Annotated in this window: 21 protein-coding genes; 9 read left to right on the top strand and 12 right to left on the bottom strand. The window is 67.9% G+C overall.

What is annotated here, in order from left to right; translation table 11 throughout:
- Positions 1-66 precede the first annotated feature (66 nt).
- The 3 genes from AC5P8Y_RS01300 to AC5P8Y_RS01310 are packed head-to-tail and all read right to left on the bottom strand — an operon-like array spanning position 67 to position 3,940.
- The gene (locus tag AC5P8Y_RS01300; protein ID WP_049430192.1) at positions 67-2,193 is read right to left on the bottom strand and encodes a putative bifunctional diguanylate cyclase/phosphodiesterase; all 2,127 of its coding nucleotides are present in this window, start codon (positions 2,191-2,193) and stop codon (positions 67-69) included.
- Positions 2,190-3,122 carry a phosphate/phosphite/phosphonate ABC transporter substrate-binding protein gene (locus AC5P8Y_RS01305; RefSeq protein ID WP_049430193.1) on the bottom strand — a complete coding sequence of 311 codons (933 nt, stop codon included), beginning with the start codon at positions 3,120-3,122 and terminating at the stop codon, positions 2,190-2,192. Before AC5P8Y_RS01305 ends, AC5P8Y_RS01300 begins: the two co-directional genes overlap by 4 nt.
- A gap of 47 nt (positions 3,123-3,169) precedes the next feature.
- A complete protein-coding gene (locus AC5P8Y_RS01310) occupies positions 3,170-3,940 on the bottom strand; it encodes an RNA methyltransferase (protein WP_111108395.1) in 771 nt (256 codons plus the stop codon).
- Between the two features lie 120 nt (positions 3,941-4,060).
- On the opposite strand from AC5P8Y_RS01310, the gene AC5P8Y_RS01315 reads away from it, so the two are divergent.
- The gene (locus tag AC5P8Y_RS01315) at positions 4,061-4,888 is read left to right on the top strand and encodes an inositol monophosphatase family protein (RefSeq protein ID WP_005410386.1); all 828 of its coding nucleotides are present in this window, start codon (positions 4,061-4,063) and stop codon (positions 4,886-4,888) included.
- 245 nt (positions 4,889-5,133) lie between these two features.
- Here the strand turns inward: AC5P8Y_RS01315 and htpX are convergent, their stop codons facing one another.
- Entirely contained in the window at positions 5,134-6,000 is an 867-nt protein-coding gene (gene htpX, locus AC5P8Y_RS01320; protein ID WP_005410387.1) for a protease HtpX, read from the bottom strand.
- A gap of 93 nt (positions 6,001-6,093) precedes the next feature.
- Between htpX and gluQRS the strand changes: the two genes are divergently transcribed.
- The 3 genes from gluQRS (at position 6,094) to phaR (ending at position 8,485) form a co-directional block, all read left to right on the top strand.
- A complete protein-coding gene (gene gluQRS, locus AC5P8Y_RS01325) occupies positions 6,094-7,035 on the top strand; it encodes a tRNA glutamyl-Q(34) synthetase GluQRS (RefSeq protein ID WP_049453458.1) in 942 nt (313 codons plus the stop codon).
- On the top strand, positions 7,032-7,772 hold the full coding sequence (gene phbB, locus AC5P8Y_RS01330) for an acetoacetyl-CoA reductase (protein WP_005410389.1): 741 nt from the start codon (positions 7,032-7,034) through the stop codon (positions 7,770-7,772). Before gluQRS ends, phbB begins: the two co-directional genes overlap by 4 nt.
- Before the next feature lie 185 nt (positions 7,773-7,957).
- Entirely contained in the window at positions 7,958-8,485 is a 528-nt protein-coding gene (gene phaR, locus AC5P8Y_RS01335; RefSeq protein WP_005410391.1) for a polyhydroxyalkanoate synthesis repressor PhaR, read from the top strand.
- Positions 8,486-8,557: 72 nt separating this feature from the next.
- Here the strand turns inward: phaR and AC5P8Y_RS01340 are convergent, their stop codons facing one another.
- The 6 genes from AC5P8Y_RS01340 to AC5P8Y_RS01365 all read right to left on the bottom strand — a co-directional run bounded on the left by AC5P8Y_RS01340 (position 8,558) and on the right by AC5P8Y_RS01365 (position 16,135).
- Positions 8,558-9,514, bottom strand: a complete 957-nt coding sequence (locus AC5P8Y_RS01340) for a TraB/GumN family protein (RefSeq protein ID WP_111108394.1) — start codon at positions 9,512-9,514, stop codon at positions 8,558-8,560.
- 1 nt (position 9,515) lies between these two features.
- The gene (locus tag AC5P8Y_RS01345) at positions 9,516-10,445 is read right to left on the bottom strand and encodes a DUF1684 domain-containing protein (protein WP_111108393.1); all 930 of its coding nucleotides are present in this window, start codon (positions 10,443-10,445) and stop codon (positions 9,516-9,518) included.
- Between the two features lie 11 nt (positions 10,446-10,456).
- Positions 10,457-12,361 carry a DNA mismatch repair endonuclease MutL gene (gene mutL / locus AC5P8Y_RS01350; protein ID WP_111108392.1) on the bottom strand — a complete coding sequence of 635 codons (1,905 nt, stop codon included), beginning with the start codon at positions 12,359-12,361 and terminating at the stop codon, positions 10,457-10,459.
- A 165-nt stretch (positions 12,362-12,526) separates the two neighbouring features.
- The gene (locus AC5P8Y_RS01355; protein ID WP_111108391.1) at positions 12,527-14,089 is read right to left on the bottom strand and encodes an N-acetylmuramoyl-L-alanine amidase; all 1,563 of its coding nucleotides are present in this window, start codon (positions 14,087-14,089) and stop codon (positions 12,527-12,529) included.
- Between the two features lie 82 nt (positions 14,090-14,171).
- The gene (tsaE, locus tag AC5P8Y_RS01360; protein WP_099480753.1) at positions 14,172-14,654 is read right to left on the bottom strand and encodes a tRNA (adenosine(37)-N6)-threonylcarbamoyltransferase complex ATPase subunit type 1 TsaE; all 483 of its coding nucleotides are present in this window, start codon (positions 14,652-14,654) and stop codon (positions 14,172-14,174) included.
- Positions 14,651-16,135: an NAD(P)H-hydrate dehydratase gene (locus tag AC5P8Y_RS01365; RefSeq protein WP_111108390.1), complete on the bottom strand. Its 1,485-nt coding sequence runs from the start codon at positions 16,133-16,135 to the stop codon at positions 14,651-14,653. The genes tsaE and AC5P8Y_RS01365 overlap by 4 nt, the downstream gene beginning before the upstream one ends.
- 23 nt (positions 16,136-16,158) lie before the next feature.
- Between AC5P8Y_RS01365 and queG the strand changes: the two genes are divergently transcribed.
- Positions 16,159-17,229, top strand: coding sequence for a tRNA epoxyqueuosine(34) reductase QueG (gene queG, locus AC5P8Y_RS01370; protein ID WP_032966929.1), 1,071 nt, complete (start codon positions 16,159-16,161; stop codon positions 17,227-17,229).
- A gap of 44 nt (positions 17,230-17,273) precedes the next feature.
- Positions 17,274-18,605, top strand: a complete 1,332-nt coding sequence (xseA, locus tag AC5P8Y_RS01375) for an exodeoxyribonuclease VII large subunit (protein ID WP_005410399.1) — start codon at positions 17,274-17,276, stop codon at positions 18,603-18,605.
- A gap of 531 nt (positions 18,606-19,136) precedes the next feature.
- Here xseA and AC5P8Y_RS01380 read toward each other — a convergent pair.
- The gene (locus AC5P8Y_RS01380) at positions 19,137-20,033 is read right to left on the bottom strand and encodes a M48 family metallopeptidase (protein WP_005410400.1); all 897 of its coding nucleotides are present in this window, start codon (positions 20,031-20,033) and stop codon (positions 19,137-19,139) included.
- 88 nt (positions 20,034-20,121) lie between these two features.
- Entirely contained in the window at positions 20,122-22,014 is a 1,893-nt protein-coding gene (locus AC5P8Y_RS01385; protein ID WP_111108812.1) for a formylglycine-generating enzyme family protein, read from the bottom strand.
- A gap of 84 nt (positions 22,015-22,098) precedes the next feature.
- Between AC5P8Y_RS01385 and rnd the strand changes: the two genes are divergently transcribed.
- From rnd to AC5P8Y_RS01400, 3 genes are all read left to right on the top strand, one after another.
- Entirely contained in the window at positions 22,099-23,178 is a 1,080-nt protein-coding gene (rnd, locus tag AC5P8Y_RS01390) for a ribonuclease D (protein ID WP_005414035.1), read from the top strand.
- A 68-nt stretch (positions 23,179-23,246) separates the two neighbouring features.
- Positions 23,247-23,603 carry a hypothetical protein gene (locus AC5P8Y_RS01395; protein ID WP_053091541.1) on the top strand — a complete coding sequence of 119 codons (357 nt, stop codon included), beginning with the start codon at positions 23,247-23,249 and terminating at the stop codon, positions 23,601-23,603.
- A 118-nt stretch (positions 23,604-23,721) separates the two neighbouring features.
- A complete protein-coding gene (locus AC5P8Y_RS01400; RefSeq protein ID WP_111188176.1) occupies positions 23,722-25,794 on the top strand; it encodes a DUF4034 domain-containing protein in 2,073 nt (690 codons plus the stop codon).
- Positions 25,795-25,836: the final 42 nt, after the last annotated feature.

Below are 25,836 nucleotides of genomic sequence, written 5' to 3' on the forward strand. Positions count from 1 at the left end.
TCCGTAGCGGGGTCAGATCCCTTTTCCTGCGGAAAAGGGATCTGACCCCGCTACAACGTCAATCGGTCAAACGCCCGATTCGATCATCCGCACCACTTCGGTGGCGGTGACCGGGTGGCTCAGCCAGTAGCCCTGCCCCAGATCGCAGCCGCGCTGCGCCAGCAGTTCGAACTGCGCCTGCTGCTCGATGCCCTCGGCCACCACCGTGATGCCCAGCGCGTGGGCCATGGCGATGATCGCCGTGGTCAATGCGAGGTCGTCGGGATCACGCTGCATGTCGGCCACGAAGCTCTTGTCGATCTTCACGCCGTCCACCGGCACCTGGCGCAGATGACTGAGCCCAGAGAAGCCGGTCCCGAAATCATCCAGCCAGACCTTCACGCCGGTGCGGTGCAGCTTGTCCAGCAGCTGCGCCGCGACCATCTCGTCACCGATCACCGCGGTCTCGGTCAGCTCCAGATGCAGGCGCGACGCAGGCAGCCCGGACTCATGCAGGCATTGCGCGACCAGCGCCGGCAGTTCGCCGCCGCGCAGCTGCCGCGGTGACACGTTGACCGATACGAACAGGTCGTCGCCTGCCACGCCACGTGGCCATTGCGAGGCCTCCATGCAGGCCGCACGCAGTACTTTCGGCCCGATGATCTCGATCAGGCCGCTCTGCTCGGCCACCTCGATGAACACCGATGGCGGAATCGTGCCCAGGGTCGGATGCTGCCAGCGCAGCAGCACTTCGACGCCGACCATGCGGCGGTCGCGCATGCGGAAGATCGGCTGGTAGGCCAGGCGCAGTTCGCCGCGCTCCCAGGCCCCGCGCAGCTCCTGTTCCATATGCACGCGACGTTCGACCGCGTGGTCCATCGCCCGGCTGTAGTAGCGATAGCAGTTCTTGCCGGCCATCTTCGCCTGGTACATGGCGATGTCGCCGTTTTTCAACAGGGTGGTCGCATCGGCCGCATCGTCGGGGAACAGGGTCACGCCGATCGAGGTGCCCAGGAACAGCTCCCTGCCCTGCACCACCAGCGGCCTGCCCAGCTCGCGCACCAGCACTTCGGCCAGCAGCCGCGCGTTGGCGGCCACATCACCGTCGCCCACCAGGATCACGAACTCGTCACCGCCGAAGCGGGCCAGCAGGGCCTCGTCGCCGCCTGCCTCCGCAACGGCGCGGCCGATGCGCTGTGCGAACTGCAGCAACGCCTCGTCACCGGCCTCATGGCCAAGCGTGTCGTTGACCCGCTTGAAATCGTCGATGTCGGCGAACAGCAGGCCCAACCGGTGATTGGCGGCACGCGCCGCCATCAGCCGATGGTCCAGCGCTTCGCGGAATGCCAGCCGGTTGGTCAGCCCGGTCAGCGCATCGGTATAGGCCATGCGCCGCACTTCACGGTCATGGCGGGCGATCGCATCGCGCATGCGGGCGAAGCCGCGCACCAGCTCACCCACTTCGTCGTCACGGGTGTTCTCGGCCAGGGGCGTCTGGTAGTCACCGGCCTCGATGCGGCGCGCGGCCGCGGCCAGATCGCGGATCGGCGCGACCAGCGTGCGCTGCACGTACAGGATCACCACCACGCCGATCACCACCAGCAACCCCAGCATCAGCAACAACCAACCCAGGTGGCGGCTGCCGACCAGTTGCAGGCGCTCGCCAAGGGTGGCGTTGGCCGCCTGTTCGCGTTGCTGCACTTCGTCCAGCGCCATGCCGACGCGGACGCCGCCGATGCGCTGGTTGCCGACCATGATCGGCATCGTGTTGTCCAGCACCTTCGGCGATTCCTGCACCAGCAAGGCCTGCGCCGCCGCAGCCTTGGGCGCCAGGGGATCGGCCATCGGCTGGCCGAATCCCGGGACCTCGACCGAGCCGTCGTGCACCAGCCGGCCGCGCTCGTCGAACACCAGTACATAGCGCACCACCGGCTGTCGCGCCGTGCTGCGCACCAGCACGCCGACCTGGTCCAGGTCGCGGTAATACAGCGGGTTGGCCAGCGCATCGGACAACTCGCGTGCCATCGCCTCGCCGCGGCTGCGCACGCTGCGGTCGAACAATTCATGGATGACGCCACCGCTGAGGGTGCGCACCTCGCTCTGCATCGCCGTCTGGCGCCCCAGCAGCACGGCCAGGATGGCGACCACCACGACCATCGCTCCGCCCATCGCCAGCAGGAACCGGGCCTGCATCCCCGAGCCGAGCCACTTCATTCCACTTCCATCCGCACGCGCGTCAATCCTTGTTTCAATTCATCCAACCGCTGCTGCGCATGCGCATCGACACGGTGGAAACCGGAAGTGCCAAAAAACCGATGCAACGCACCCTGTGCCTGCGGGTCGCTGGCGGCCTGTAGCAGGACTTCCTGCAGGCGGTCGCGCACCCGGGCATCGAGGTCGGCGCGGACCATCTCCACCGCACGCGGGTAGGGTTCGGTGCGCAGCAGTTCGCGGAAATCGCGCCGGAATGCAGCCGGCACCCGCCGCTCGTCGTTCCAGTCCACGCTGCTCACCGCCCCCACATCCGCCATCCCCTTGTGCACGTACGTCGCGATGTTCAACTCGCTGCGCGCGAACACATACCCCACGCTGTCACGCCCTGGCACGTCCCAGACCCCGGCCAGGATCTGCGGCGACAGGCCATGGTTCAGCAGAGTCATCACCGGCACCAGGTAGGCGCTGGTGGATGCCGTGTTCTGCAGGGCCAGGCGATGGCCGCGCAGATCCTGCACCCGCTGGATGGGACTGTCGCTGCGCACGAAGAACACCGTCTGGTATTCGCGCACCCCGTTGCGCTCGGTCAACAGCAGCGGCCGCGCACCACTGCGCTGGCCCAGTGCCACCGCCGTACCGGAGGTTTCCGTGACCCAGTCGACCCGTCCCCGCCGCAGATAGCTGGCCATCTGCTGCGGGTCGCGGGCCATCAGTACCCGCCCCTCCTGGATGCCAACGTCATGCATGCGCGCCACCACGTAGTCCAGCAGGGGTTGCAGCTGCTCGTAGTGAGCCTGGGGGTCATCGCTGATCCGGCCCAGCACCAGCACCGGATCCGGTGCTGCATGCACGGCTCCGGCCAGCAGGACCATGGCCAGGCTCAGCAGTCCCCCCTGCATTGCCTTTCGCAGAGCCGACACAGACGTCATCCCCCCCTGGGTATCCAGACAGACTACCCGAAAAAATGAGAACGTCGTCAGCTGTCCTTGCTGCCGGCCTGGGCCAGACGCGCCATGCGCTGGGTGTCGGCGAGGATGCCGCGCAACAGGCGCACTTCCTGCTCGCTCGGCTCGCTGCGCAGGAACAGGCGGCGCAGCTTGCGCATCGCCGATTCCGGCGCGCGGCCCTTGTGGAAATCGATCTCGTCCAGAGTGTCGCCGAGCTGGGCGAAGAAGCTCTCCATCTGCTCATGGCTGGCGGCCTGTTCGCGGAAGCCCGGCTCGGCGTCGGCGGCCGGCTGCGCGCCCAGCAGCTGCATGCGCATTTCGTACGCCAGCACCTGCACGGCGGCGGCCAGGTTGAGCGAGCTGAACTCCGGGTCTGACGGGATGTGCACTGCGGCGTGGCAGAGCTGCAGCTCCTCGTTGGTCAGGCCGGTGCGCTCGCGGCCGAATACCAGTGCGACCTCGGCACCTTCGCTCGCCTTGGCCACCGCACGGGCGGCAGCGTCGGCCGGCAGGTATTCCTCCAGCTGGACGCGGCGGGCACGGGCCGTGCAACCCAGTACCAGGCGGCAGTCAGCCACGGCCTCGGCCAGGGTGGCCACCACCGGAGCGTCCCCCAGCACGTCTTCGGCACCGGCCGAGCGGCGGAAGGCCTCCTCGTCCAGCGGCTTTTCGGGGGCGACCAGCACCAGGCGGGCCAGGCCCATGGTCTTCAGGGCGCGGGCGGCAGCCCCCATGTTGCCGGGGTGCTGGGTACCGACCAGGACGAATCGGAGGCGGGTGGCGGCGGGAAACTGGGACATGAACAGGGAAAAGGTCGAGCTGGACGATGACCAATGGTAAACTGTGCGGCCGGCCACTGCGCCGGACCCGCTCTTTTCCCCCGCCAGTCCATCTCTTCTGCCTTTCCGGGAGCCCACGCCATGCAGAAACCCGCCGTCACCGTCATGGTCAAGGCCGCCCGCCTCGCCGGCAACGTCCTGTTGCGCAACATCAACAAGCTCGAGGCACTGAACGTGGTGCAGAAGGGCCGGATGGACTACGCCAGCGAAGTGGATGCGGACGCGGAAAAGGTCATCGTCAAGGAACTCAAGCGCGCCTACCCGGATTACGGCATCTTCGGTGAAGAAGGTGGCGTGCAGGGCGAGCGCCGCCAGATGTGGGTCATCGACCCGCTGGATGGCACCAGCAACTACCTGCGCGGCGTGCCGCACTACTGCGTGTCGATCGCCCTGGTCGAGAACGGCGAGCCGACCGATGCCGTCATCTTCGATCCGCTGCGCAATGAACTGTTCACCGCCAGCCGTGGCGCCGGCGCCGTGCTGAACGACCGCCGCATCCGCGTGGCCGACCGCAAGGATCTGGAAGGCACGATGATCCACACCGGCTTCGCCCCGCGCGAACGCAGCCGCGCCAGCGCGCAGCTGAAGTCGGTCGATACCCTGCTGGTCCAGGCTGAGGACATCCGCCGCACCGGTTCGGCCGCGCTGGACCTGGCCTACGTGGCCTGCGGCCGCGCCGACGCCTATTTCGAAGCCGGCGTGAAGGCGTGGGACATCGCTGCCGGGCTGCTGCTGGTCCGCGAGGCGGGTGGCAAGGTCTGCGACTTCAAGGGCGCGACCCTGGGCCGGATGGACAACCGTGGCCCGGAGACCCACCAGATCGTTGCCGGCAACCTGAAGGTGGCCGAGTCGCTGCAGAAGGTGCTGGTGAACACTGGCTACGCGGCGGAGTTCGACGCGAAGTTCTGAGGTTTCGCGTAATGCGGTTCATGGAGACGGCGCCTGCGAGGGTGCCGTTTTCGTTTGTGCGCACGGAGAGTCATTTCCGCGACCGCGGAGGGGTGTCACTTTCTTTGCGAGCAAAGAAAGTGACACCTCCCCGCAGGCGCGGAAACGATCCCCCGGGCACGATCCGGCATCAGCAATGCACCGCGCAAACAAAAACGCCCGGCGCGGGGCCAGGCGTTCCTGCACTACCGTAGAAGTACCGAGACTTACGCCACCGTCGACGCCCGCAGCGCGGCGATGCGCTCTTCCAGCGGCGGATGGCTCATGAACAGCTTCTTCGCCGTCGAACCGGCAATACCGAAGGCGGCAATCTGGGTCGGCAGCGTGCTCTGGCCGTGGTTCAGCTGCAGCCGCTCCAACGCGGCGATCATCTTCTGGCGGCCGGCCAGCGAGGCACCGCCGGCGTCGGCGCGGAACTCGCGGTGGCGCGAGAACCACATCGAGATCATGGTGGCGAACAGGCCGAACACCATCTCCAGCACGAACACGATGATGTAATAGGCGAAGCCACGGCCGCCGCCTTCGCGGTTACCCGACAGCGCGCTGTCGATGATGCCGCCGACCACGCGGGCCAGCACGATCACGAAGGTGTTCAGCACGCCCTGCAGCAGCGCCATGGTGATCATGTCACCGTTGGCGACGTGGGCGATCTCGTGGCCCAGCACCGCTTCGGCCTCGTCTTCGCTCATGTTGTGCAGCAGGCCGGTGGACACCGCCACCAGCGCGTTGTTGCGGTTGGCACCAGTGGCGAAGGCGTTGATCTCCGGGCCTTCGTACACCGCTACTTCGGGCATGCCGATACCGGCCGCCTTGGCCTGGCGCTCGACGGTGGCCAGCAGCCAGCGCTCGGTCTGGTTGCGCGGCTCAGTGATCACCACCGCACCGGTGGAGCGCTTGGCCATCCACTTGGAGAGCAGCAGCGAGATGAAGGAGCCACCGAAGCCGAAGATCGCGGCCATGACCAGCAGGCCGCTCATCTGGCTTGGATTGACCCCGAGCAACGACATCACGATGCTGGCGAGAATCAGGACCGCGAAGTTGGTCGCCAGGAACAGGGCAATGCGGGTAAACATGGGAAAATCCGGCTCGGAAGGGGTCGATACCGGTCAATTTGCGGTGTGGTCAGCTTGAATTCAAGCGCCAACCTGACCGACGATTCAGCCAGCATGACCTCCCCCATTCCCTGCGGTCGTTTCGCGCCCTCGCCGACCGGCCTGCTCCATCCCGGATCCCTGCTCGCCGCCTTCGGCAGCTGGCTGCTCGCGCGACATAACGGCGGCTTGTGGCGGCTGCGCATCGAAGACGTCGATCCACCACGCACCGTGCCCGGCGTCGCCGAGTCACAGCTGCGGGCGCTGGCCGCGTTCGGCCTGGTCCACGATGGCCCGATCCTCTGGCAGAGCACCCGCGGCGAGGCCTACCAGGCCGCGCTGGACGTGCTGCTGGCCAGCGACCTGGCCTTTGTCTGCCACTGCAGCCGCAGCGACCTGGCCGCCAACGGCGGCATCCACCATCGTTGCGTCGCCCGGCAACCTCGACCGGACCCTGCCGTCCGCTTCCGCGTGCCACCGGGCAGCATCGTGTACTTCGACGATGGCCTGCGCGGCCCGCAGCAGCAGGACGTGCACGCCGAGGTCGGCGACTTCGTGCTGCGCCGCGCCGATGGCTGCTGGGCCTACCAGTTGGCGGTGGTGGTCGATGACGCCGCACAAGGAGTGACCGAAGTGGTGCGCGGCGCCGACCTGCTCGACTCCACCGCGCGGCAGATCCTGCTGCAGCAGGCATTGGGGCTGGCGGTGCCGCGCTACTGGCACCTGCCGCTGCTGCTGGATGCGCCGGGCCACAAACTGTCCAAGTCGCTGGCGGCGCTGCCGGTGGACAGTTCGCACCCGCTGCCCGTGCTGCGCCAGCTCTGGAAGCTGCTCGGCCAGGCACCTGGGGCGCTGGAACCTGCGCACGACCTGGATACGCTGCTGGCCACCGCTCGGCAGGCCTTCGACCCGGCACGACTGCCGCGGACCGACATCCTGTTGCCAGCCGGCGCACTTTCCGCGCCGATGTTGCAGAATCCCCCTTCCCCCACCCGACACCCGGACAACACTCCATGACATCTCGCGTCGCACTGGTCACCGGCGGAACCGGCGGCATCGGCACCGCCATCTGCCAACGCCTGGCCGACCAGGGCCACCGGGTCGCCACCAACTACCGCGACGAGGCCAAGGCCCGCGCCTGGCAGCAGGCAATGACCGAACGCGGCTACAGCGTGTCGATCTTCCCGGGCGATGTCTCCGATCCAGGCAGCGCCGAAGCGCTGGTGCGCGCCGTCGAGGCCGAGCTGGGCCCGGTCGAGATCCTGGTCAACAACGCGGGCATCACCCGCGACACCACGTTCCATCGCATGCGCGCGGACCAGTGGCACGATGTGATCAACACCAACCTCAATTCGGTGTTCAACGTCACCCGCCCGGTCATCGAGGGCATGCGCCGCCGCGGCTGGGGCCGGGTCATCCAGATCAGCTCGATCAACGGCCTGAAGGGCCAGTACGGCCAGGCCAACTACGCGGCGGCCAAGGCCGGCATGCACGGTTTCACCATCTCGCTGGCGCGCGAGAACGCCGGCTTCGGCATTACCGTCAACACCATTTCGCCCGGCTACGTCGCGACCGACATGGTGATGGCGGTGCCGGAGGAAGTGCGCGCCAAGATCGTCGCCGACATTCCCACCGGGCGCCTCGGCAAGCCGGAGGAAATCGCTTACGGGGTGTCCTTCCTGGTGGCGGAGGAAGCCTCGTGGATCACCGGCAGCAACCTGGACATCAATGGCGGCCACCATATGGGTTGGTAAGCCGCGCCGGCGGCCTCGGCGGCGCACACCCGCCGCCCCTGCCGATGGTCATGCTGCGCAGCACGCAAACCCTTGTTGCGCAACATGATCCCCTGTGAAAGCCAAGCCTGGCGGGGGCTGAGGCGGTTGCAACGGCTGCTGCACTGCGCCATGCTTCGCATCTACTGTGACGAGTGACCGCTTCAATGGCTGCGACCCGCATCATCAAGAAGTATCCGAACCGCCGTCTCTACGACACCGAGATCTCCAGCTACATCACCATCGAGGACGTGCGCCAGCTGATCCTGGACGGTGAAGACTTCGAAGTCCGTGACGCCAAGAGCGGCGACGACCTCACCCGTTCGGTCCTGCTGCAGATCATCGCCGACCAGGAACAGGACGGCGAACCGATGCTGTCCACCCAGCTGCTGAGCCAACTGATCCGCTTCTACGGCGATTCCCTGCAGGGCTTCATGGGCAACTACCTGGAGCGCAGCATGCAGGTCTTCCTCGACCAGCAGCAGCAGTTCCGCCAGCAGATGGGCAACCTGCTGGGCCAGACCCCGTGGGCGATGATGAACCAGCTGACCGAGCGCAACCTGGAGCTGTGGCAGGAATTCCAGCGCAGCATGGGCACCGGTTTCGGTGGTCCGCGACCGGGTGGCACCGGTACCGGCACCGGCAACAAGCCCAACGAACCCGGTACCGGCACCGGCGGCAAGACCCGCCGCTGAGCCGATGTACCGGCGGATACGAAAACGGCGCGCCCAATGGCGCGCCGCTTTGTTTTGTGCCCCGGGGGAGCATCAACGTTTCGCTTTGCACCCCGTGCATACGCGTTCGACCTTGTAGCCCTTCGCCTTCAGCTTCTCGACCACGCCGTCACCGCCCAGAAGGTGCAGCGTACCGACCACCACCAGCGTGCCACCCTGCCCGGCCTGCAGGTACGGCAGCAGCTTCGGTACCCACGCATCGTTGCGCCCGGTGTTGATGCGCTGGTAAAGCTGCGGGTACTGCTGGCGCATTTCCGCGGCCATCTTCGTCCACAACACGCGCTCATCGCCTCGCCGCCAGGCATCATGCAGCTGGCGCGCCTGCTCATCGCCCTTGCCCGCCTGATCCAGCGCCTCGGACAGCATCTGTCGCTGCTCCTGCACGGTCATGCCGTCGAGCATGCCGATCTGGGTATCGATGTCTTCCAACCCAGCGGTCCTGCGGCCGGTCTTCTGCGCGCGCTCCATGAAATGACGGTCCAGGCCCAGCGCCGGGTCCAGGCCCATCTTCTGCATCTGCCCGACCGAAATGCTCAGGCCGACGAACCAGGGCTTCATGCCCTGCATCTGTGCCAACGGAAGCTTGTTCTCGGATGCGAACGCCTGCAGCTTCTGCCAAGTGGCCGCGTCGAGATCGCGCTTGAGCTCGCTGCCATCGGTGCGCACTGCAGCCTGCACCATGCGGCTGGCCAGCTGCGGCGACTGCATGTCCTCCGGCGACAGTTCGAACACGACCCGCTGCGAGGCCTCGAAGGCCTGCTCGACATCGGGCGACAGCGGGTAGTCCTGCGGTTTCAACAGGTGGAATGATCCAAGCAGGTATACGCGTGAATCACCCGGGCCGGTCACCTTCCACAGCAGCGGCACCGGCGGCTTGGCCGCCGCCATGGCAGCGGCGTCGGTGGCCGGTGCATTGCGCGCCGGTGCCAGCGGTGCGATTGCAAACGCTGCCATCAGCAGCGTTGCACGGAACAGTCCCTTCAACGGCATCTCAGCCCTCTCCTTCAGACAGGTGGTAGGCCTTCTCGCCCGCTTCCATGCGCACGTCCAGCCGGTTTTCCGGCGGCGCCAGCGGGCACGTGGCATACGCGGTGAATGCACACGGCGGGTTGTAGGCATGATTGAAATCGATGCGTAGCGTGCCGTCGGCTGCCGGCGCATCGGTATCCAGATAGCGCCCGGCCGGATAACTGCCGCGGCCACTGGTGCGGTCGGCAAAGATCAGGAACAGCGGCTGCCCGGTGGCTCCGATCGCCTCCAGCCGCCATGTGCGGCCGTCGCGTTCGAATTCGACCGCACCCGCATTGGGCATCTCGGTGGTCAGGCCGGTGATGTCGACAATGGGAAGGGTCTTGCCCGCCGGATGCGGGATGAAGCGTGCCTGCACCTGCCAGTCCGGGCCACCCGGCCAGTACTCCAGCCCGGCGAAATCACGGCGCGCCGGCGCATCGGCATGCTTGACCCGCAGCGCATCGCGCGGACCGCGCCGGATGATGCTGAGCTGGCCCTTGCCACCGTCGAAGGCCAACAGGGTTGGCTGCGGATCCTTGTCGGTGTCGATGCGGATACGGCCGCGCACCGGCTGGCCATCATGGCTGACATCCACACCGGTTTCGGGCGTGAACCACCACTGGCTGCCCTCGCGACGCAGCAGGCCCAGCTTGTCCGGGCCGACCGACAGGCGGATGCCGTTGGTGGCGCCACTGCCGACGAAGTGCGATTTGTTCTGCAGCCAGTGCAGGCCGACCAGGGCCGTCCAGCCATCGGGCCGGGTCAGGTCCTGGTAGCGGGCCACCCGCCATTGCTGCTGCGCGGCCGCATAGGCCGGATCTTCGGTAACCTTCGGCGCCGGCGGTGTTGCCGGACTGCACGCGGCCAACAGCAAGGCGGCCAGCAGGCCGCCCATTCCCCGATAACGCATCGATGCTCCCCTCAACGTCCGCGCAGGAACCAGCGGTCGATCTCCGCCAGCGAAAAACGGGCCCAGGTCGGCCGGCCGTGGTTGCACTGGCCAGACCGTTCGGTGATTTCCATGTCGCGCAGCAGCGCGTTCATTTCCGGCACGGTCAGGCGCCGGTTGGCACGCACCGCACCGTGACAGGCCATGGTCGACAGCAGTTCGTCACGTGCGCTCGCCACGCGGCGGCTCTGGCCGTGCTCGCGCAGGTCGGTCAGCACATCGCGCAGCAGCCCCTCCGGTTCGGCATGCGCCAACAGCGCTGGAATACTGCGCACGTGCAGCGATCCGGGACCGGCACGGGTCACCTCGAAGCCGAGTGCCGCCAACGTGTCGGCTTCACTTTCGGCGGTGTCGGCTTCGCGCTCGCCCACGGCGAGTGTGATCGGCACCAGCAGCGGCTGCGACTGCAGGCCGATACCATCGTGCGCGTTCTTCAGGCGCTCGTAGCCGATGCGCTCGTGCGCGGCATGCATGTCGACCACGATCAGGCCTTCTGCGTTCTCGGCCAGGATGTAGATGCCGTGCAGCTGCGCGATCGCGTAGCCCAGCGGCGGTACGCCGGCGTCGGCACTGGTCACCGGCAGTCCGTTCTCGGCCGGCATCGGCGGCAGCGCAGCACCGCGTTCGGCACCGGCCGGCGCGGCATACAGCGCGGCATAGGCCGCCGGTGCATCGGCCACCTGCAGTCCAAGGGGCTGCTGCGGGCGCCAGCCGGAAAAACCACCACCACCGCCACCCGAGCCGGCACCGGGCGCAGGTCCACGCGCCAGCCCGAAACCCGATGCGCCCGCACTCGATGCCATCGGTGCAGCAGCGGCGTCCACCGGATGCACCGGACCCGCACCGATCTCCTGCGCCGACATGCCGGCGCGGGTATCAGCCAGCGCGTCCTTCAGCGTGCGGTAGACAAAATCGTGCACCAGCCGCGAATCACGGAAGCGAACCTCGTGCTTGGCCGGGTGCACGTTGACGTCAACGCGGGTCGGGTCGAGCTCGAGGAACAGCACATAGGCTGGCTGGCGGCCGTGGTACAGCACATCGCCGTAAGCCATCTTCACCGCATGGGCGACGCTGCGGTCGCGCACCGAACGGCCGTTGACGTACAGGTACTGCTGGTCGGCGCTGGCGCGCGAATAATGCGGCTGCGCGATCCAGCCGTGCAGGCGCAGGCCGGCACCACTGTGGTCGACGCGCACGGCCTGGTTGGCGAAATCCTCGCCCAGCGTTTCGGCCAGGCGCGCATCGGAATACAGATCGCCCGGCTTGTAGCGGCGCGAGGCCTTGCCGTTGTGCGACACGCGTAGTTCGACATCCGGTCGCGCAAGCGCCAGCGAACGCAACCACTCTTCGATATGCCCCAGTTCGGTACGCTCGGCGCGCAGGAACTTGCGCCGCGCCGGTACGTTGTAGAACAGCTCGCGCACTTCCACGGTGGTGCCGGGTGCATGCGCACGTGGCGTCACTTCGCCGATCTTGCCGCCTTCGATCTGCAGTGCCGAACCGTGTTCGTCATGTGCGCGACGCGAGGACAGGGTAAAGCGGCTGACCGAGGCGATCGACGGCAGCGCTTCGCCACGGAAACCGAGCGTGGCCACCGATTCGAGGTCGTCCAGATCGGCGATCTTGCTGGTGGCGTGGCGCGAGACCGCCAGCGGCAGCTGTTCCGGCGCGATGCCACTGCCATTGTCGCGGATGCGGATCAGGCGGACACCACCCTCTTCAAGATCGATATCAACGCGGCTGGCACCGGCATCGATCGCGTTCTCGACCAGCTCCTTGACCACCGACGCAGGACGTTCGACCACTTCCCCGGCGGCGATCTGGTTGATCAGGATTTCCGGCAACGGCCGGATCGGGCGCGGTCCGGGCGCGCTCATGGGAGAGGATGGGCAGCAGACTTCATGGGTTGATGATAGCGGAGGCTGCGCATGTAGAGTCGACTGTCAGTCGACTGCCCTCCGCCGGGCGGCGAAAACCCCGCGCTGCGCGCGTAGTCGACTGACAGTCGACTCTACAGAAAGCAGTAACCTGCCTTCGGCGGGTTATTTGCTGCCGCCGGCCATGGTCCCGGCAGCGTCGATCTCGGCCTGGGCACGGGCTGCGTACAGCGTGCCCGGCGGTGGCTGGCGGCTGAAGAAGGTGTGCACGCCATCGAGCACGGCGCCGGCGATCTTGCGCTGGTAGGCCGGGTCGATCAGGCGGCGCTCTTCGTCCGGGTTGGAGATGAACGCGGTTTCCACCAGCATCGCCGGCATGTCCGAGGTGCGCAGCACGGCGAAGTTCGCACGTTCGATGTTCGGCTTGTGGTTGTTGCCGATCCGCTTCAGGCCGCCCAGCACGTGGCCGGCGGCATCTTCAGATGCCTTCATGTAACCGCTCTGGGCAAGGTCCAGCAGCACGTTGGCAAGCGTGCCTTCGGTCTGCTGCAGGCGCACGCCACCCACCAGGTCGGCCGCGTTTTCCTTGTCCGCCAGCCAGCGGGCGCGCTGCGAAGAGGCGCCCTTGGTCGACAGCACGTATACCGACGAACCAGTGGCCGAACGGTTTTCGGCCGCGTCGGCATGGATCGAAATGAAGATGTCGGCCTTGTTTGCACGTGCCTTCTGCGCACGCATCGGCAGCGGGATGAACACGTCGCTGTCGCGGGTCAGATAGGCCTTCAGGCCCGGCGTCGCATTGACCTGACGGGCCAGCTCACGCGCCACCGCCAGGGTGACATCCTTTTCGCGCTTGCCGGTCGGGCCGATCGCGCCGGGATCCTGGCCACCGTGGCCGGGATCGATGGCGACCACCAGATGACGCATGCCGGCCTGCATGCGGATGCGCGAGGCATCGCTGGGCATGGCCGGGCGCGGCGGTTCCACCGGCGCCGGCGCCGGTGCAGGCACGGTAGCCGGCGGCGTGGTCACCACGGCGGCGGTGCGCTGGCCGGCCAGGATCGCGGCCGGCGAGGAAGAAGGTGAGCTGCTGGCCACGGTACCGGCCGCCGCAACCTGGGCCGGCGCGGTGGACGGCGCCGGGGTCGGCGTGGCCGGTGCGGCGGCAGTGGCACTGGCCTGCTGCCGCACCTGCGCGGTCAGCAGCGCGGTCGCACGTGCGGCATCGGAACGCGACTGTGCGCTTTCAGCCGGGGTCGGCGCGGGCGTGGCCACCGGTGCCTGCGGCTGCACCGCCGGCGTTACTGCAGGACGGCTGGCGGCCACGGCCGGGCCATCGCCCGGCCATTCGATCACCAGCTTGGATTCATTGCCCTCGCGCTGCATCTGCGGGCGGAACGGCGCCACCGATTCAGCGAGGTCGAAAACGACACGGAAGGTGCCCGGCACCGGCTGTCCGGTACGCACCGCCGTGACCACACCCTGCGCAGCCGGCATCTTCAGGTTGCGTATGGCGCTGGAGTCAGGGAAGTCGACCACCAGACGGTTCGGACCGGCCAGAGAAAGCGTCTTGTAGCCGCCACTGCCGACCAGCGAGATCTCGGCACGGGTGCCGGTGGCGCCGGTGTTCAGCAGGACCTGGCGGACTTCACCGGCCCACGCGCTGACGCTCGCCAGACCCAATCCGACGGCGGCACAGATAGCGATGAGACGGTTCCCCGGGCGCATGGCTCAGGATTCAATCACCGCGCTGAACGGAATGCAACACCTTTTTCCTTAATAATCCGTAACCTGCCGGTCTTTGTTCTCGTCAGCCGACAGAAATGGCCTGCAAGTCGCCCCCTTGGGGAAGCCGCTTCAGCCACTCATGTCCGACGTCGCTGGCTGCGGTGAGACGGACGCGGCGCCCCTGCCCCTCGATCTCCAACGCCACCACCAGGTCGGTCGGCGGCAGCGCGCCAGCGCCGCGTTCCGGCCATTCCACCAGCCACAACACCGCGCTGCCCTCGTCCAGGCCCAGGAAATCGAGTTCGCCGGCCTGGCCGATCCGGTACAGGTCCAGGTGCCAGGCCTCGCCACCGGTGGCCAGCGGATAGCGCTCGACCAGGGTGTAGGTCGGGCTGCGGATCGCGCCCTGCACGCCCAGCGCGCGCAGCAGTGCGCGTGCGGTGGTGGATTTGCCGGCGCCCAGGTCGCCGCGCAGTTCGATCAGCGCCTGCGGCGGTCGGGTCGCCGCCAGCCACTGCCCGAGCAGTTCGGTGGCATCGCTGTCGGCAAGGAAGAATTCAGTCATGAAGAGCGTTCCGGGTTGGCCAGTTGCCGCAGCGGCACCAGCAGATCAGTGGGAAGCATGCCGCGCGCGCCGTCGGCGGCCGCAGCGTCGCCGGCGAGCGCGTGCAGCAGCGCGCCAGCGGCGGCAGCGTCGAAGGCGGCCAGGCCCTGCGCGCGCAGGCTGGCAATGATGCCGGTGAGCAGGTCGCCCATGCCCCCCACGGCCATGCCGGGGTTGCCTGCAGCAATCAGCCGTGGCACCTGCCCGGGCGCCGTCACGATGCTGCCCGCGCCCTTCAGCACCACCACGGCGTGGAATCGCTCGGCCAACGCCTGCGCACAGCGGTAGCGATCGGCCTGGATGTCAGCGGTACTGCAGTCGAGCAGACGCGCGGCCTCGCCCGGATGTGGCGTAAGGATCGCCTCCGGCAGCGCGCGCGGATCCTGCGCCAGCAGATTCAGTGCATCGGCATCAACCACCAGCGGTTTGTCGCTGTCCAGCACCTGCGCAAACAGTGCGCGTGCCCATTCGTCCTGGCCCAGGCCGGGGCCGATCGCCACCACCCTGGCCTTGTCCAGCAGCGCCGGCAGCACATCGCCATCTTCAAGCGCATGGGTCATCGCCTCGGGAAGCCGAGCCAGCAACGGGCCGACGTGATCGCGGCGGGTGCCTAGGCTCAGCAATCCGGCGCCGGCACGCAGCGCGGCCTCGGCCGCCATGGCGATGGCACCGCCGCTGCCATGGTTGCCGCCGACGCACAGCACGTGCCCGGATTCGCCCTTGTGGGTATTGGTACGACGCGGCGGCAGCAGTGCCGGCAAGCGAGCCTGGGTCCAGTGCTCTGCGGCGGGTGACACGCCCTGCCATGCGGCCGTGGGTAGCTGCAGCGGCGCCAACACCTTCCGCCCGCAATGATCCAGCGCATCGCCGGTATACAGCCCGCGATGCGGCACGATGAACTGCAGGGTCAAAGCAGCCTTCACCGCCTCGCCCGGTACGGCGCCCCGGTCGGCATCGACGCCACTGGGGACGTCCAGCGCCAGAACCGGTGCCGTCTGCGCGTTGAGGGCGGTGATCAGCGCCTGCGCCACACCTTCCGGCGCACGGTCGAAGCCCAGACCGAACAGGGCATCAACCCAGATATCGGCCTCGGGCGGCGCGCCGTCGAAATCGGTGATGGTGCCGCCGTCGGACGTGAATTCCGATGCTGCACGCTGCGCCAGCGACGTCGCCGGTGGCTTGCCCGGCAAGGCGATCACCGTCACCGCGCGCCCGGCCTTCCGTGCATGGCGGGCCAGCACCAGGCCGTCGCCACCGTTGTTGCCTGCTCCGACCACCACGCCGATCCGCTGCGCCTGCGGCCAATGCTGCAGCAGGCACTGCCAGGCGGCCTGGCCGGCCTGCGCCATCAGGCCCCAACCACCCTCGGCGGCCAGCGCCGAGGCCTGCGCATCAAGCACACGCGCGGCAGCGGAATCGAAAAGATCGGCAAGGTTGGCCATGCGGGGATTTTATACTGGTGCACATGTCCCCCGCCCCCGTCCCTGTCGATCCGGCCCAGGCCGTGCAGCGCATCCGCGAACTGGCGCGTGCGCATGGCTTCCAGCGCTGCGGTATCGCCGGCATCGAGCTGGGCGAGGATGAGGCGCACCTGGCCGACTGGCTGGGCCAGGGCCTGTACGGCACGATGGACTGGATGGCGCGCCACGGCACCCTGCGCGCGCGCCCGGCCGAGCTGCTGCCCGGCACCGTACGGGTGATCTCGGTGGGCATGGACTACAGCCACAAGGACGACACCGAAGCCTGGGCAACCCTGGCCGACCCGGGCCGCGCCTACGTGGCCCGTTACGCCTTGGGCCGCGACTACCACAAGCTGATGCGCAACCGCCTGCAGAAGCTGGCCACGCAGATCAACGATGAAGTGGCACCGCTGGGCTACCGCGTGTTCGTCGATTCGGCGCCCGTGCTGGAACGCGCACTGGCGCGCAATGCCGGCCTGGGCTGGATCGGCAAGCACACCTGCCTGATCGACCGCCATGGCGGCTCCTGGTTCTTCATCGGCGAGATCTACATCGATATCCCGCTGCCGATCGATGCACCGGCCACGGCACACTGCGGCACCTGCACGCGCTGCATCGATGTCTGCCCGACCCAGGCCATCACCGGCCCGCAGCGGCTGGACGCGCGGCGCTGTATTTCCTACCTGACCATCGAGCACGACGGTGCCATCCCCGAAGACATGCGGCCGTTGATCGGCAACCGCATCTACGGCTGTGACGACTGCCAGCTGGTCTGCCCCTGGAACAAGTTCGCCAAGCGTACCGACGAAGCCGATTTCCGCGCGCGCAACAACCTCGACACTGCCCGTCTGGACCAGCTGTTTGCCTGGGACGAAGCTGAATTCCTGCGCCGTACCGAAGGCAGCCCGATCCGGCGCAGCGGCCATGAACGCTGGCTGCGCAACATCGCCGTGGCACTGGGCAATGCACCGTCCTCGGCCGAAGCGTTGGCCGCGTTGCATACCCGCGTCGATGATCCCTCGCCGCTGGTGCGTGAACACGTGCAGTGGGCGCTGGGCCAGCACACGGTGCGCTGACGTGCGATCCTGAGCCCCCGTTCCGCCCGCAGCACGCCGTTCCCATGCAGCCACGCAACAACGACATCCTCACCCCCAGCCAGCTCAACACCCTGGCCCGCGACCTGCTGGAAGGCAGCTTCCCGGCGATCTGGGTCGAGGCCGAACTGGGCAGCGTGGCGCGTCCTGCCTCCGGGCACCTGTATTTCACCCTGAAGGACGCGCGTGCGCAGCTGCGCGCGGCGATGTTCCGGATGAAGGCGCAGTACCTGAAGTTCGTGCCGCGCGAAGGCATGCGCGTGCTGGTGCGCGGCAAGGTGACGCTGTACGACGCCCGTGGCGAGTACCAGATGGTGCTGGACCACATGGAGGAAGCCGGCGAAGGCGCGCTGCGCCGCGCGTTCGAAGAGCTGAAGGCACGCCTGGAGGCCGAAGGCCTGTTCGACCCGGCACGCAAACGGCCGCTGCCGGCGCACGTGCAGCGCCTGGCGGTGATCACATCACCCACCGGCGCGGCCGTGCGCGACGTGCTGAGCGTACTCGGCCGCCGCTTCCCGCTGCTGGAAGTGGACCTGCTGCCGACCTTGGTGCAGGGCAGCAGCGCCGCTGCACAGATCACCCGCCTGCTGCAGGCCGCCGATGCCAGTGGCCGCTACGACGTGATCCTGCTGACCCGTGGCGGCGGTTCACTGGAAGACCTGTGGGCCTTCAACGATGAAGCACTGGCCCGCGCGATCGCCGCCAGCCGCACCCCGGTAGTGTCGGCGGTGGGCCATGAAACCGACTTCAGCCTCAGCGATTTTGCCGCCGACCTGCGCGCACCAACGCCGTCGGTGGCAGCCGAGCTGCTGGTACCGGACCAGCGCGAACTGGCCCTGCGCCTGCGCCGTACGGCCGCGCGCATGGTGCAGCTGCAACGGCATGCGATGCAGCAGGCGATGCAGCGTGCCGACCGCGCCCTGCTGCGCCTGAACGCACAGAGCCCGCAGGCGCGGCTGGACCTGTTGCGCCGTCGCCAGCTCGATCTGGGCCGGCGCCTGCATGCGGTCTTCAACCAGCAGCAGGAGCGCCGTGCCGCACGCCTGCGCCATGCGGCCGCGGTACTGCGCGGGCACCATCCGCAACGTCAGCTCGACGCGATGCAGCGCCGCCTCGCCGCCCTGCGCGGGCGGCCGCAGGCAGCGATGCAGCGCCTGCTGGAGCGCGATGCACTGCGACTGCGCGGACTGGCGCGTTCACTGGAAGCGGTGAGCCCGTTGGCCACCGTGGCCCGTGGCTACAGCATCCTGACCCGCACTGACGATGGCACGCTGGTACGAAAGGTCGACCAGGTGCAGCCCGGTGACGCGCTGCAGGCCCGCGTTGGCGACGGCGTGATCGACGTGCAGGTCAAGTAAATGGGTGTTCGGCAGGGCTGCGCCCTGCACCTGCAGAGGCTTCAAGCAACGGCCGAAGCAACAGCCAAAGCGGCTCTGGATTGCTGATGGTTTGGCGGGGCGGTGTGGCTGTGCAGGACACGCCGTAAACCCATCCTTGGGGGCTCGATGGCGCCATCCATGGCGCCAACGGTCCTGCACAGCCACACCGCCCCACCCTCGACAGTTTCCCGATGACGGTCGGTAGATCCACGCCATGCGTGGATGAATCTCTGTCAGATATCGAATCAATTCGGGGTCAGATCCGTTTTCCGTAGGAAAACGGATCTGACCCCACGCCATTCCGACAGATCGCGAGAATCTGTCGAAGGCGGGGTGGGTCCGGTTGAGGGGGCGTGAGCCGCATGGATGCGGCGACCGAGCTTACATGGACGTACTTGCAGCGTCCCCCGCAACCGGACCCACCCCGCCATCCCACGGAATGCACGCTGTTGCTGTTGCTGTTGCTGTTGCTTCGGCAGGTGCAGGGCTGCAAGCCCTGCCGCCCCCCCCCTACTTTGCCTGCTCGCAGAACTTCTGCCGGTACTCGAGCGCCTTCGGCATCAGCGCCTGCAGGTTCTGTATGCGGGTGCCCGGATTCGGATGGGTCGAGGCGAACTCCGGTGGCGACTGGCCGCCGCTGGCCTGGCCCATGCGCTGCCACAGCGGCACCGCCTCGCGGGGATCGAAGCACGCCGCTGCGGCCAGCATCAGCCCCACCTCATCTGCCTGTGTCTCGTGGCTGCGCGCATACGGCAGCAGGTAGCCATAGCCCATCGCCGACATCATCATCTGTTGCTGCTGCGCATCCATGCCGCTGGCGGCGCCGGCCACCTGCCCGATCTGGGTCAGCTTCTGCTGGGCCATGCGCTGTGCACCATGGCGCAGCAGCGCATGGGCGATCTCATGCCCCATCACCACCGCCATCGCATCGCGGGTGCGTGCTACCGGCACCAACCCGGTGTAGACCGCCATCTTGCCGCCCGGCAGGCAGAACGCATTGGCCTGGTCGGACGGGATCACATTCACTTCCCACTGGAAATCCCGCGCGAAATGCGCCGGCTGCACGCCGTGCTCCTGCGCCAGCGCGGTCTCCACCACATCGACCTTGGCAATCAGGCGCTGGGCGATATCGCGCACATCGCGCGCGATCGGTGCATTGGGGTCCATCGGCCGTTCCTGCGACAGGATCTGCTGGTAGGCCTGCAGCCCCAGCGCGGTTTCCTGGCGCGCGTCCAGGCTGCTGTCGATCATCACCTTCTCGCCGGTGTACGGATCGACCGTGCGGTTGGAGAACCAGTAGAACAGCGCATAGGCGGCGGCCAGCAGCAGCACCCACCAGCGGATGTTGCCGAACAGGCCACGCCGCTGTGGGCCTTGCGACGAGCGGGAGAAGGGATCGTTGCGCATCGGGGGACTTCCTGCTGGCCCCGCCGGCTGGCGGGCACGGCGCAATCTTAGTGCGCCGCTGCCCGCAGCGGGTGAAGCCGGGTGCCGCTCAGATGCCGCGCACCAGGCGGAAGCCGATGCGGGCGCTGGTGGTATCCGAATCCTGGGACTGCCGCCAGGCCGCGCGGGTCTGCTCGGGGGCATTGGCCCAGTTGCCACCGCGGATCACCCGCGACCGGCAGCCCGGGTTGAACCAGGCGACGCCATCGGACGGTGCGCGGCGGTAGCTGGCATGCCAGCAATCGGCCACCCATTCGCTGAGGTTGCCGCCCATATCGTGCAGACCGAAGGCATTGGCCTGGAAGCTGGCCACCGGCGCCGGCCCCCACCAGCCATCGCCGTACCCGATAAACGCGTTGTGCCAGTGCCGTCCCGAAGGCGAAACGTCCTTGCTGCCGGTGAAGTTGCCGCTGCCTGGCGGCGGCACGCCGGCATCGCCCCACGGATAGCGGCCACTGCTGCCAGCGCGCAGCGCGTACTCGAACTCGGCTTCGCTGGGCAGCCGGTAGCTGCGGCCGGTCTGCTCGGACAGCCACGCCGCATAATTCTCGGCATCACGCACACTGACGTGCATCACCGGCGAGTTGCCCAGCGCGCGACCGCCGTCGTAGTCGGAACGCCAGTCCACGCCGCTGCGGCGGATGAAATTGCCGCTGCGTTCGTCGTAGACCACCGAATGGCCACGCCGGGTCGCGCGCGGGCGCGCATTGGAGGCTTTCACGTAGCGCTCGAAATCGCTGACGGTGATCTCGGTGATCGCCATGGCAAAGCCGCGATCGAAGCGCACGTAGTGCGACGGACGCTCGGCATCACTCGCGCCCGGCTCGGCGTCGCCTGCACCCATCTGGAAGCCACCGTGGGGCACCACCACCATCTGCGGTCCGCGCCCGCCATCGCGCATCGCATCACTGAACACCTGTCCCGGCCGGAAGCTCCCGTAATGGGTGGCCAGGTCGATGCGCTCGCGAAGCTGGCCCACCACTGCATCACCCGGCAGAGCGATGCGAAGCGCCTCGGCCAGCTTCTCGCGCGCCGGCTTCAGGCCTTGTGGCGTGGCAAGGTCACGCAGTCCGTCATCACGCAGCTGCAGCAGCGTGGCGGCGCGGATCTGCTCGATGCGTTCGAAGGCGTCGGCGATCGTCGGCGACGAATCGCGCACTTTGCTGGCTTCGGCCAGCCAGGTACCCGCACTGGCGAAATCGCGCGCCCGAGCAGCCTGTTCGGCACGGCGGATCAACCCGCTCTCGGCTGCGGCCAGGCCCTGCCGTGCGCGGCTGTTGTCTTCATCCAGCGCCAGCGCCTCACGGAAGTTGCCGATGGCACCGTCGCCATCCTCACCGATACGGTCCGAGCGCAGGTCCTCCTCGCCAGCACGGTTGTAGGCCACCACCCGTTGCGCCAGCTCCACCCGCGCCTGCAGCGCACGCACCCGCTCGTCCTTCGGCGACAGGGTCAGCAACACCAGTGCCTGGCGGCTGGCCTCGGCCAGCGCCTCGCGCTGCTTCAGCGGCCGCACCAGCAGCGCATCGGCCAGCTGCTGCAGTCGCTGGCGGGCACGCTGCAGGCCCAGCCGGGCCTGGCGGTCATCCGGGTCTTCTTCCTGCACCGCCAGCCACAGCGGAATGGCGGCATCCGCATCTTCATAGAGCCGGCCTTCAGCGAACGCCTGCTCGGCGGCGTGCCGCAACTGGGCCAGGCTGCGGCCCTGGCGGTCCACCCGTGGCGGCGTCCACTGCTGTACGTCCTCGGCGGCATCTTCACCGGCGATGGTCACGCTGCCCTGCCCGGCCTGCGAACTGGCATTGGCGCCGGTGTCGGCGCCCTCGGCCGCGCGCGCCTCTTCGCTGGCGGCCCGTTCCGCCGGCGCGGACGGCGACGGCGTGCAGCCGGCCAGGGCCACGGCCAGGGCGGTGCACAGCACGGGCGACAACGGAAAACGCAAGCAGAGCCTCCTTCGGCACAGACGCGGACCGACGTTAGGCTATTCTCCCCTGCCTGAGCAAACCCGAGTAGTAGGCCCTGACCCGTGGCAACCTGGATCACCACCCCCGCCGAGCTGGATGCGTACTTCCAGCAGCGCCCGACGCGCATCGGCCTGGACACCGAATTCATCCGTGAACGCACCTTCTGGCCGCAGCTGGCCCTGGTGCAGATGGCGGTCGGGCAGGACATCCTGCTCATCGACCCGCTGATTCCCGGCATGACCGAGGCGCTTGCGCATTGGCTGGCCGATGAATCCATCACCAAGGTAATGCACAGCGCCAGCGAAGACCTGGTTGCCTTCAAGTGGGCCTGCGGCGTGCTGCCGCGACCGCTGTTCGACACCCAGATCGGGGCGTCGCTGGCCGGCATCGGCGGCGGCATGGGCTACCAGAAGCTGGTGGCGGAGATCACCGGAGTGGCGCTGGCCAAGGGCGAGACCCGCTCGGACTGGATGCGCCGCCCGCTGTCCGAGTCGCAGCTGCAGTACGCCGCCGACGATGTCGAGCACCTGTTCGCACTGCACGACGCCATTGATGCCAGGCTGCAGGCGCTGGGCCGCCAGCAGTGGTTGCACGACGATGGCGAGCGCCTGCTGGCCAGCGTCGCCAACGATGAAGATCGCTGGCCGCACCTGGCGATGCGCTCGGCACAGTTCCTTGATGCCGCCGCACAGCACCGCCTGTTGCGCCTGCTGCGCTGGCGTGATGTGCAGGCACGCAGCAGCGACCGCCCGCGAAGCTGGATCCTGGACAACGAACTGGCCGCCACTCTGGCGCGCACGCCTCCGGCCGACGAGGCAGCGCTGGGCAAGCTGTTCGAGCAGTTCCCAAAGGCACCGCGCAAGCTGGCCGGCGCCGTGTGGCAGGCGCTGTCCACGCCGCTGGCCGACGAAGCCGACGCGCCGCTGGCGCTGCCGGCCAACGACAGCAACAAGCAGGCGCTGAAGAAGCTGCAGGATGCCGTGGCCGAACGCAGCCGCGAGCTGGGACTGCCAGATGGCATCCTTGCCTCGCGCAAGCACCTGGAAAGCTATCTGGAACGTCGCCAATGGCCCGCCGCACTGGCCGGCTGGCGCCAGCAGGAACTGGAGTCGCGCCTGCAGGCGCTGCTGCCGGGGAACTAGCAACCCGCATCGGCCGCCTCACGGGGCGGCCCTGCCAATGCTCGACAAGGACATTGCTGCGTGCCTGCATGGCCCTCTTCCTGCATGTCACGATGGATGATCGGCTCGCTGCTGCTGGCCAGCAGCACCCCTGCATGGATCACAGCAGCCAGCTCAACGCCTACGCGGCACTGACGGGCGGGCTGGACCTGGCCCGTTCGGTTCACTACCTCGCGCTTTCGGCACGCCTGATCGAACCGGCCCCCGCTGCCAGCGAGCAGGACAAGTTCGAACCCTGGCTGCATCCGCACGCCCTGATGCTCGGCTATTTCCCGGAATCGAGGCGTAGAGACAGGGCCAGGGCACACTCGCCTACCGGCCCGAGCTGCTGCTTGCCTTTCCGCTGCACATGGACGATCCGCAACGCGAACGCCTGTACCGGGTGACGGGATTCACCTTCAAGCCTCCTGCTGAATGCCATCGACACGGCAGCCGCATGTCCTGCTTGCCGCCGCTAACGACCGCGCTTCTAATGTCCAGCCTCGTACTCGCTGGATTGCAGCAATGACAAACGGATTTGCAAAAGACGGGCTTTCCCCCGAAGACCTTGCCTGGCGCGTGCAGGCGCGCACTGCGCTGCAGGAACGGCGCTATGCCGAACTCGATGCGTTGCTTGCTCCACATGAGCTGGCCTGGCTGCAGGGAGAGAATGCGCTGCCCGGCATCCGCTGGCGGCTGCGCAACCTGCACGACGCCACGCTGACGCTGGAAGCCCGCCTGCAACAGGCCCAGCAGTGGGCCTCGGCCGCCCCCGGCAGCTACTACGCCTGGCTTTGCCTGGGCGCCTGCTGGCAGGACGCTGCCGGCGAACTGCGCAGCGCCGACGTGGCCGCACTGGTCGAAGACAGCCAGTGGCTGGCGGCGCAGCTGGCCCGCGACCATGCCGTGCACGCCTACCTGCAGGCGATGCCGCTGTCGCCACGACCTGCGTTGGCGCTGGATGGCATCAAGCGCATCACCAGCTACCTGCGCGAACCGAACTGGCTGCGTGCGCTGCAGGCCGGGGAACCCGCCGCATCCGATGACGCCACGCTGGCCGAGCACTACCCTCAAGCCTGGCCAAAGGCATTGCAGCTGCTGTCGCGCTTCGGCACGCCGTTGCAGACGCTGCCGGATACGCTGCCCCCGTTGCTGCGCGAGCGCAGCCAGGACGATTTCGACGCACCACTGGCGTACTGGATGCGCCTGGTGCTGGAGCAGCGCCCGGACGATCTGGCCACGCAGGAAGACACCCTGTACTTCCTGTACCCGCGCTGGGGCGGCAGCCATGAGGCGATGGAGAACTTCATCGAGGGCAGCTGGTGCCGTGGCCTGGAACTGGCGCAGAGCAACGCGCTGCGGTGGCACAAGGAGCAGGACTGGATGGGCGATCTGCCCCACCGCGAGGATGCCGACGCCGTGGCCGCGCACGAGCGCGCCTACACGCAGATCCTCGACTGGCACCTGGACCGCCACCTGCGCGCGCAGGTGCTGGCCCAGCGCGCCGGGCTGCGCTACCGTCTTGGCCGCGTTGAAGACAGCGAAGGCGTCGTGCAGTGGGATCCGGACCACATGCAGGCGGTGCTTGAAGATCTGCAGCAGGCATGGACATTGGACCGCGATGTGGTCCTGCATGAGGGGCTCGGCAACCTGGAGGCCTGCGCCTGGTTCGCCAATGTCGACGGCGCCGGAGCACTGTTCGCACAGGTGGTGGACTATGCCGCGCGCGAAGGCGATTCGGCGATCGGCCTGCTGTGGGCCGCCACCGCCATCGAGCATGGCCTGCTCGGCCAGGCCACCGACCCGACACGCGCCAGTGTCCTGCTGCAGCGCGCGTTGAAGCTTGCGCAGCAGGACGACACCTCGGCGGTGACGTTCGCCGCCAATCTGTTCTGTGATGTTTCGCAAGCCGCAGGCCTGTCGCTGCTGCAGCGCATGGCGGACGATGGCGACGCCGGCGCGATGTCGGCACTGTGCGACCTGTACAAGGGCCGCCTCGGCGGCCGCGACCAACCGCAGTTCGCCGATGCGGAAAAGGCCGCCTTCTGGCAGGAGCGTGCGGTGGAAGGCGGCGACCTGATCGCCACCTACAACCTGGCCGTGCGCCTCGTCGCCGCAGGCGGCGCGGAGAATGAAGAGCGTGCGCGCGAGCTGTACCTGCGCTGCCTGGATGAGGCCGAGGCCGGCGAGCGCGTGTGGGGCCCAACCTGCCGCAACCTGGCCTGCCTGGCATTCGATGGCCGGAACGACGCGCACAAGCGCGAAGCGGTCGAACGCGCCTTGATTCCGCTGTGGTGGCGCGGCGACGACGACGACAAGCTGTGGGCTGCCAGCTATCTGGCCGACATCTACCACTTCGGTAGCGGCGTCCCGGCCAATGCATTCCTCGCCCTGACCTGGCTGCAGCGTGCCAGCGAGATCGATTCGGAGTATGTGGACGTGGTACGCATGGCACCGCTGATCAACGGCGAAGGCCGCTGGTTCGGTGCCAGCCGCGCACGCAAGCAGCAGGAACAGGACCGGCAGCAGGTGGACAGCGCCACCTGGGCCCTGACCTTCGGCCAGCGCAGCCAGGACAGCAACCTCACTGCGGTCTGAAGCAACGAAAAGGGCGGCCCGGTAATCCGGGCCGCCCTTCTC

It is taken from the genome of Stenotrophomonas sp. YJH_SMC_12-1, from assembly GCF_059370935.1.

What these genes read in the sequence shown, in the direction of transcription:
- AC5P8Y_RS01395 (WP_053091541.1), top strand. Translation starts at nt 23,247, where the DNA reads ATGGCCCTCTTCCTGCATGTCACGATGGATGATCGGCTCGCTGCTGCT.
- tsaE (WP_099480753.1), bottom strand. Translation starts at nt 14,654, where the DNA reads ATGACTGAATTCTTCCTTGCCGACAGCGATGCCACCGAACTGCTCGGG.
- gluQRS (WP_049453458.1), top strand. Translation starts at nt 6,094, where the DNA reads ATGACCTCCCCCATTCCCTGCGGTCGTTTCGCGCCCTCGCCGACCGGC.
- htpX (WP_005410387.1), bottom strand. Translation starts at nt 6,000, where the DNA reads ATGTTTACCCGCATTGCCCTGTTCCTGGCGACCAACTTCGCGGTCCTG.
- AC5P8Y_RS01380 (WP_005410400.1), bottom strand. Translation starts at nt 20,033, where the DNA reads ATGCGCAACGATCCCTTCTCCCGCTCGTCGCAAGGCCCACAGCGGCGT.
- AC5P8Y_RS01355 (WP_111108391.1), bottom strand. Translation starts at nt 14,089, where the DNA reads ATGCGCCCGGGGAACCGTCTCATCGCTATCTGTGCCGCCGTCGGATTG.
- AC5P8Y_RS01310 (WP_111108395.1), bottom strand. Translation starts at nt 3,940, where the DNA reads ATGTCCCAGTTTCCCGCCGCCACCCGCCTCCGATTCGTCCTGGTCGGT.
- mutL (WP_111108392.1), bottom strand. Translation starts at nt 12,361, where the DNA reads ATGAGCGCGCCCGGACCGCGCCCGATCCGGCCGTTGCCGGAAATCCTG.
- AC5P8Y_RS01315 (WP_005410386.1), top strand. Translation starts at nt 4,061, where the DNA reads ATGCAGAAACCCGCCGTCACCGTCATGGTCAAGGCCGCCCGCCTCGCC.
- AC5P8Y_RS01340 (WP_111108394.1), bottom strand. Translation starts at nt 9,514, where the DNA reads ATGCCGTTGAAGGGACTGTTCCGTGCAACGCTGCTGATGGCAGCGTTT.
- AC5P8Y_RS01345 (WP_111108393.1), bottom strand. Translation starts at nt 10,445, where the DNA reads ATGCGTTATCGGGGAATGGGCGGCCTGCTGGCCGCCTTGCTGTTGGCC.
- phbB (WP_005410389.1), top strand. Translation starts at nt 7,032, where the DNA reads ATGACATCTCGCGTCGCACTGGTCACCGGCGGAACCGGCGGCATCGGC.
- AC5P8Y_RS01300 (WP_049430192.1), bottom strand. Translation starts at nt 2,193, where the DNA reads ATGAAGTGGCTCGGCTCGGGGATGCAGGCCCGGTTCCTGCTGGCGATG.
- AC5P8Y_RS01400 (WP_111188176.1), top strand. Translation starts at nt 23,722, where the DNA reads ATGACAAACGGATTTGCAAAAGACGGGCTTTCCCCCGAAGACCTTGCC.
- AC5P8Y_RS01305 (WP_049430193.1), bottom strand. Translation starts at nt 3,122, where the DNA reads ATGACGTCTGTGTCGGCTCTGCGAAAGGCAATGCAGGGGGGACTGCTG.
- AC5P8Y_RS01365 (WP_111108390.1), bottom strand. Translation starts at nt 16,135, where the DNA reads ATGGCCAACCTTGCCGATCTTTTCGATTCCGCTGCCGCGCGTGTGCTT.
- queG (WP_032966929.1), top strand. Translation starts at nt 16,159, where the DNA reads ATGTCCCCCGCCCCCGTCCCTGTCGATCCGGCCCAGGCCGTGCAGCGC.
- xseA (WP_005410399.1), top strand. Translation starts at nt 17,274, where the DNA reads ATGCAGCCACGCAACAACGACATCCTCACCCCCAGCCAGCTCAACACC.
- phaR (WP_005410391.1), top strand. Translation starts at nt 7,958, where the DNA reads ATGGCTGCGACCCGCATCATCAAGAAGTATCCGAACCGCCGTCTCTAC.